8 protein-coding genes are annotated in these 6,565 nt (G+C 38.6%); 7 read left to right on the top strand and 1 reads right to left on the bottom strand.

The window, feature by feature from the left end:
• The first annotated feature begins 10 nt into the window (after nucleotides 1-10).
• Together hutG and ACINWC323_RS15005 are read left to right on the top strand one after the other, a co-directional pair.
• Nucleotides 11-931, top strand: coding sequence for a formimidoylglutamase (gene hutG / locus ACINWC323_RS15010; RefSeq protein WP_009509270.1), 921 nt, complete (start codon nucleotides 11-13; stop codon nucleotides 929-931).
• Nucleotides 932-963: 32 nt separating this feature from the next.
• Nucleotides 964-2,235 (top strand): Glu/Leu/Phe/Val family dehydrogenase, encoded by a 1,272-nt coding sequence (locus ACINWC323_RS15005; RefSeq protein ID WP_005286774.1) that lies wholly within the window; start codon nucleotides 964-966, stop codon nucleotides 2,233-2,235.
• 81 nt (nucleotides 2,236-2,316) lie between these two features.
• On the opposite strand, the gene ACINWC323_RS15000 is transcribed toward ACINWC323_RS15005, so the two are convergent.
• Nucleotides 2,317-2,967 (bottom strand): Ntn hydrolase family protein, encoded by a 651-nt coding sequence (locus ACINWC323_RS15000; protein WP_009509250.1) that lies wholly within the window; start codon nucleotides 2,965-2,967, stop codon nucleotides 2,317-2,319.
• Nucleotides 2,968-3,040: 73 nt separating this feature from the next.
• On the opposite strand from ACINWC323_RS15000, the gene ACINWC323_RS14995 reads away from it, so the two are divergent.
• The 5 genes from ACINWC323_RS14995 to ACINWC323_RS14980 form a co-directional block, all read left to right on the top strand.
• The gene (locus ACINWC323_RS14995) at nucleotides 3,041-3,403 is read left to right on the top strand and encodes a hypothetical protein (RefSeq protein ID WP_032881123.1); all 363 of its coding nucleotides are present in this window, start codon (nucleotides 3,041-3,043) and stop codon (nucleotides 3,401-3,403) included.
• A 1-nt stretch (nucleotide 3,404) separates the two neighbouring features.
• Complete coding sequence (locus ACINWC323_RS14990; protein ID WP_009509210.1) at nucleotides 3,405-4,811, top strand: hypothetical protein; 1,407 nt, start codon at nucleotides 3,405-3,407, stop codon at nucleotides 4,809-4,811.
• Nucleotides 4,804-5,235, top strand: coding sequence for a hypothetical protein (locus ACINWC323_RS14985; protein WP_009509273.1), 432 nt, complete (start codon nucleotides 4,804-4,806; stop codon nucleotides 5,233-5,235). Before ACINWC323_RS14990 ends, ACINWC323_RS14985 begins: the two co-directional genes overlap by 8 nt.
• A gap of 330 nt (nucleotides 5,236-5,565) precedes the next feature.
• A complete protein-coding gene (locus ACINWC323_RS0118820; RefSeq protein WP_032881125.1) occupies nucleotides 5,566-5,781 on the top strand; it encodes a hypothetical protein in 216 nt (71 codons plus the stop codon).
• Nucleotides 5,778-6,565, top strand: a 788-nt coding sequence (locus tag ACINWC323_RS14980; protein ID WP_009507051.1) for an IS5-like element IS17 family transposase, incomplete at its 3' end; no start/stop codon positions are given. The genes ACINWC323_RS0118820 and ACINWC323_RS14980, both read left to right, overlap by 4 nt.

Raw genomic sequence — 6,565 nt, forward strand, 5'->3', positions numbered from 1 at the left:
GGTATTGATAATGAATCACTCATTTAAATGGCAAGGACGACACGATGGTGATGGTGAAGCACATTTACGTCTCCATCAGGTGGTCAATACGCAGCAGCACGCGTCATTCGCTTTCATCGGTTTTAGTTCCGATGAAGGGGTGAAACGTAATAAAGGCCGTTTAGGTGCAGCCGATGCCCCCGATATGATTCGGGCACAATTGGCAAACTTGCCTGTCCATCAAGCGGTGACAATTGCAGATCTGGGCACAGTGCTATGTGACAATGGCAAACTGGAACAGGCACAGGCTGAACTGGCCGATCAGGTAGAACGTAGTCTAAAACAGGGCATGAAACCGATTGTTTTAGGTGGTGGTCATGAAGTGGCTTTTGGTAGCTTTTCAGGTCTGTTTCAATACCTGCAAAATCATGAGCCAGATAAGAAAATCGGTATCATCAATTTTGATGCACATTTTGACCTGCGTGAAGCTGAACAGGTGACCTCAGGAACACCTTTTTTAAATGCAGCCAAACTGTCCGAACAGCATCAGCAAGAATTTCATTATTTGTGCATTGGCGTAGCGAAACATTCAAATACCAAGGTTTTATTTGAAACCGCAGATCGGCTGAATTGTGCTTATATTTACGATTATCAGTTGCAGCAACAAAATGTTGAAACTTTAATCGAAAAGTTGACAGCTTTTACCGGAAAAGTTGACTATTTGTATATTACAGTTGATCTTGATGTATTTAGTGCTAGCATTGCTCCAGGTGTAAGTGCACCTGCGGTAAAAGGAATTGATTTATCAGTTTTTGACCCATTACTAGAGGCCATTAAGGAAACCGGAAAGATTAAAGTTTTTGATGTGGCGGAATGTAATCCACGGTTTGATTTGGACAGTAGAACTGCCAAATTAGCCGCTTATATAATTTTTAACTACATATTTGATTGATGGATCATGTGAATTCATCAAAAGGTTAAAACATGTCTAATTTATCTTATGTCTCTCAAAATGACGGTCCATGGGCAACCTATCTTGAACAGATCGAGCGTGTTGCTCCATATCTAGAAGGTCTAGAAGGTTATGTGGATACATTAAAGCGCCCAAAACGTGCTTTGATCGTTGACGTGCCAATTGTTATGGACGATGGCACTATCCGTCATTTTGAAGGTTATCGTGTACAACACAACTTGTCACGTGGTCCGGGTAAAGGCGGTATTCGCTATCACCCAGATGTAGATTTAAATGAAGTAATGGCTCTTTCAGCATGGATGACAATTAAGACTGCGGTGGTGAATTTACCATTCGGCGGTGCAAAAGGTGGTATCCGTGTTGATCCGCGTCAGCTTTCTCCACGTGAATTAGAACGCTTAACACGCCGTTATACCAGTGAAATCAGCCATATTATTGGCCCACAAAAAGATATTCCTGCACCTGACGTAGGGACGAATCCAAACGTGATGGGCTGGATCATGGATACTTATTCATCTGGTCAAGGTCATACCGTAACAGGTGTGGTAACGGGTAAACCGGTTCACCTAGGCGGTTCGCTAGGTCGTATCAAGGCAACAGGCCGTGGTGTATTTATCACAGGTCAGCAAGTTGCTGAAAAAATCAAATTACCTTTAGAAGGCGCTAAAATCGCGGTTCAAGGTTTTGGTAACGTGGGTAGTGAAGCTGCATATCTATTCGGTGATTCAAAATCTAAAATCGTGACCATTCAGGATCATACCGGTACGATTTATAATCCTGAAGGGATTGATCTTGCTGCATTAAAGACCTACATGGAAACTCATCAAGGTGTGGGTGGTTTTGAAGGTGCTCAGGTCATCAGCGATGAAGAGTTCTGGACAGTAGACATGGATATCCTGATCCCTGCTGCTTTAGAAAGCCAGATCACGGTTGAACGTGCGAAAAACTTATCGGCAAAACTGGTTCTTGAAGGCGCGAACGGCCCGACTTATCCAGAAGCAGATGACATCCTGGTTGAACGTGGTATCACGGTTGTTCCTGACGTAATCTGTAATGCGGGTGGTGTAACCGTATCTTACTTCGAATGGGTTCAGGATATGTCGAGCTACTTCTGGTCTGAAGAAGAAATTAACGAAAGACTCGACAAGTTAATGATTCAAGCCATTAACGATGTATGGCATAAATCAAGTGAAAAAGAATGTACCTTACGTACAGCGGCCTTTATCTTGGGTTGTGAGCGTATCTTAAAAGCACGTAAAGAGCGTGGTATCTTCCCAGGCTAATTGAGCTGTGTTTTGAAACGATCTTAAGACGCATGTTTTAAGGTCGTTTTTTTATGGTTCAGTGCATTCTTGGTTTTTAGATCATTCTCCATTTCCCGATATGGTACGGGTACTACCAATATATTCATGGAAATAATCATCTTTTGTTTGAAAAAATATATCAAAACTCGCACTCATCATTTGATCTATTTGGGCTTGTTTTTTAAATATTGTGTTTAACTGTTCGAGATAATAAGTTGCCCATTTATTTTTGTTATTAAAATAGTAATAAGGTTTTAGATTGGCATATAATGTTTTTAATTCAGTCCCAATATGTGAAACATCAGGGTTAAATAACCATAATATAATTTCATTGATTTCGAATTTTTCTAATATATATTCATCATTTTTGTTTGGCTGTACTGTGTAAAGCTGAGCCCCTGATGGTGTGCTTTTCGAATACATTAGTTTTGATGTTGTTATATGGAAGTTTTTTGCTTCCAGCTCTCTCATAAGTCTTGAAATTTTAAGGCATTTTGGTAAGTCTTCAATATTCGATTTTGATAGCTTTATAAAGAATTCAACTGCACGAGATATAACAGTCATTTCACCTGAACCCACTATAATCCCATTTTTCCATGCATATAGTTTAGGTGTTTGATTTGAATGAATTTTATAATCAACCATTGTGCTTCTATTATCTGTGGCAACAATAATACTATCTTGTAACTGAATGGCTATAATAAAAGTCATACGATAAATTTTAAGGTCGGTTGATATTATTATTGTATTATTTTGAAGAGTTGTGTCAAATAAAGGGATGTTTATGGCTGGTGGGTCTCAAATCATTATTAATAAGGATGGGATTACTTTTATAACCCCTACAAAGTTTGAAGCAAAAGCCGGACAGCATAAATTTACTGCTGGACAGCAAGTTTCATCCCAACTTCCCAATCTCCCTGTGGTAGATCAACCTTACATTCTTCAATATCTAGTCAAAAATAAAGACAATATTCCATTGGCACATAAACCTTATTTTATGATTGACCAAGCAGGTAATTTGCAAAAAGGCGTGACCAATGCCGAAGGATTAATGAAACTGAATACGACACCTTCAGCACAAAACCTGATTACACATGTGTTGATGAGCGAAATAGAAGAAGCACAGGAAGCGGGCGGAGAAGAATAAGATGGCAACGCATTATTCTCGATTGCAACTTAAAGTGGCACCAGCGCTAAAGTATCAAGATTTTTCCTTTCAGTTTTTGGTCGTAAATAAAGAGCTGGGCAAAACTGTTTTTAAAGATGAGGGAGATTTTGATGATCAGGGTTTTGGCAAATGGTTTCATATCTATCAACCGAACAGAGTGTTGATGTATAAAATCAAATATCGGGGTGAGATCATCAAAACAGTGACGGCTAAGACCTATCCAGAACCTAATAAGTGGAGTCTGTTTGAGTTTAAAACGACTATTGAAGCGACCGAAAAAGCTAAAGAAAATATAAAAGAAATTCAACTCGATGATGGTGAGGTTGCTTGGTATTTAGTTAAAAAGGCCGAACCTGTGATGACTTGGGCACAGCGTGTATTTAAAAAGCCTTTGACGGAAAAAGATTGGGGAATTTTAAAGGCCAATAATCCGCACTTGTCTAACTTGGCCTCAATAGGTATTTTGCAGCCTGGGCAAGTGGTGATTATCGCAAACTCGACCACAGCAAAGGAATTGCCTGAATATAAAAAGCAGGCACAACAGGCCCAGAAAATTCTAGAAGAAATGAAAAAAGATAAAAATTTTGATGCGGTGTTCTTCGCACAAAACTATGAATTTTTCTATGATGCACTACTTCAAGAAAACACGAAGATTGTTAACAAAAATATCTTTGAAGAAAATAAGCACCCTTTAACGATTAAATTTAATCAGGAAGAAAAAAAGGATAGCTTTTTTGAGCAAAGGATGGCTGCTGATGGCGCTGTATCTTTAGCTGAAGGACAAGCACATAGGGTGTATAGGCTACATGGGGAGCTTGCCCTAAAGTATGCCGAAGAACAAGCCAAAGGGTCTGGACTGGCAAACCCTAAAAACTTCACTCAGTTCAAACAGAAGTATGCAAACTTGTATAGAGAATTAGATAACGAAGGAACTAAGAAATTCTTGCGTTGGGATCAATCCATTAAAACAACCAATATGCGCCGTATGTTGAAGCAATCGGCATTGGTTAGAGACAATAACTTTAAAGGTGGACTTAAAGAATACGTCAAAGAAATGGGTAGAATTGGTAAGTTTGCGACGCAACTAAAAATAATTGGCTATGTTTCTATTGCTACGGATGTTGTAAGTTCAAGCGTAGCTGTTTATGAAGCAGCACCAGAGGATAAAGCAAAAACAACGGTTGTTGAGACCGCCAAGGTTGGTGCTGGTATTGGTTTTGGAGTTTATGCAAGTTATTTAATTGTCGGACTTGCGACAGGTGGAACAGGATTAATCGTTATTGGTATTGTTGCTGCTGGAGCTACTATTGCAGCAAAAGGTACATCTGAGATTGCGGGATACGGAGCTGGGTATATATATGATAAAGTGGAAAGTATAAATGAATAAAATTATCAATTTATTGATTACAGACCATGTTTTTGCTCTATTTGTTTTTGGTTTATTATTCTTTATTCTATTGTGGGTCTTCTTCATAAGTCTTTATGTCTATACCAATATTTATCTAAAAGAAATTTGCCAAATTTTATATAAGAATGAAAAACGATTTACAAGATTGGTGGAGCCATTTGATTTCTTTCATTTGAGTATGTTGCCCAGTGCTTATTGGAGAGAAATATCAAATATAAAGTTTAATACTTCATTTAAAGCCTACTATGGGAAGAATGTATATCAAAAAATGAGTGATTCCCAGTTAAAAGAAATGTTGAAAAGTTACCCCGTATTTTTTTATCTACATTATTTGGTTATTGTTTCAGGTATTTTGGGGACACTTTTGCTGCTATTGGGCTTTATTGCAGATCAGTATTTTTAAAAATTTAGAGTTCTATCGAAAACCGAGTTTAATATCTTGGTTTATTTCTTATAGTAATAGACGTTGTATCGATTGCTACTGACGTGGTGAGTTCATAACTGTTTATGAAGCTACACCTGAAGACAAGGCGAGAACACCTAAAGTTGGGGGAGTTGGTTTTGGGGTTGGAACGGGAATATTAATTGTAGGTTTAGTCACAGGTAGGGCTGGGTTGGTGTTTATAGGTATTGTTGCTGTCTCAGCAGCTTTATCAGGGAAAGCTACAACAGAGCTTGCAGGATGGAGTGTAGGTAAGGCCTATGATTATATTGAAGATATTAGGAGTAGATAATGCTAGAAATTTTATTATCTATGTCTAAAGATAGACCTGGTTTGTTTATTATTATAGTTGGAATTTTATTCGTTATAGTAGCATGGGTAGTTATAATAACTCTTTATATCTATATTAATATTTATTTAAAAGAAATTTGTAAAATTGTATATAAGGAGGCTTTGTTGCACAAACCTATCTGTAAAGGCTTTTTCAGCGATATAATTTTCAAATGAAGAAGCCTACACACAAAATCTACCGCACAACCAATTGGCCCGCATATAACCGAGCACTCATTAATCGCGGAAATATTGCCCTTTGGTTTGATCCTGCTACGCAATGGTATGCTCCATCAAAAGGCAAACAAGGGCGAAATCAAACCTACTCCGACGCAGCCATCCAATGCTGCTTAATGATTAAATCCTTATTCCGTCTATCTTTACGTATGGTCACTGGCTTTGTGCAAAGTCTGATTAAACTTTGCGGATTAAATTGGACCGCCCCAGATTACAGTACGCTTTGTAGAAGACAAAAGCATATTGATATTGCAATCAGCTACCAAAAAAGTAGCGATGGGCTGCATCTACTCGTAGACTCTACAGGGATGAAGTTTCTAGGTGAGGGCGAATGGAAACGCAAGAAACATGGAGCTGAATATCGTCGCCAATGGCGTAAACTACATATTGGTATAGATGCCAAAACCCTACAAATACGCGCTATTCAGCTCACAACCAATAATGTCTGTGATTCACAGGTGCTTGGTGATTTACTTAATCAGATTCCACAAGATGAGCAGATTGACTCTGTTTATACCGATGGAGCTTATGACACCAAGCAATGCCGTCAGGTCATTGCAGATCGGCAAGCACATGCGGTGATTCCACCTAGAAAAAATGCGAAACCATGGAAAGATACAAAGAGTAGCTCGCTAGAGCGAAATGAATTACTTCGAACAATTAAACGTTTAGGTAGGACACTATGGAAAAAATGGTCAGGCTATCATCGCCGAAGTTTGGTTGA

This window comes from Acinetobacter sp. WC-323 (assembly GCF_000314615.1).
Lineage (GTDB): Bacteria > Pseudomonadota > Gammaproteobacteria > Pseudomonadales > Moraxellaceae > Acinetobacter > Acinetobacter courvalinii.

Excerpts from the sequence above, each read along its gene's own strand:
- ACINWC323_RS15005 (WP_005286774.1), top strand. The coding sequence starts at position 964 with ATGTCTAATTTATCTTATGTCTCTCAAAATGACGGTCCATGGGCAACC.
- ACINWC323_RS14985 (WP_009509273.1), top strand. The coding sequence starts at position 4,804 with ATGAATAAAATTATCAATTTATTGATTACAGACCATGTTTTTGCTCTA.
- ACINWC323_RS15000 (WP_009509250.1), bottom strand. The coding sequence starts at position 2,967 with ATGACTTTTATTATAGCCATTCAGTTACAAGATAGTATTATTGTTGCC.
- hutG (WP_009509270.1), top strand. The coding sequence starts at position 11 with ATGAATCACTCATTTAAATGGCAAGGACGACACGATGGTGATGGTGAA.
- ACINWC323_RS0118820 (WP_032881125.1), top strand. The coding sequence starts at position 5,566 with ATGCTAGAAATTTTATTATCTATGTCTAAAGATAGACCTGGTTTGTTT.
- ACINWC323_RS14995 (WP_032881123.1), top strand. The coding sequence starts at position 3,041 with ATGGCTGGTGGGTCTCAAATCATTATTAATAAGGATGGGATTACTTTT.
- ACINWC323_RS14990 (WP_009509210.1), top strand. The coding sequence starts at position 3,405 with ATGGCAACGCATTATTCTCGATTGCAACTTAAAGTGGCACCAGCGCTA.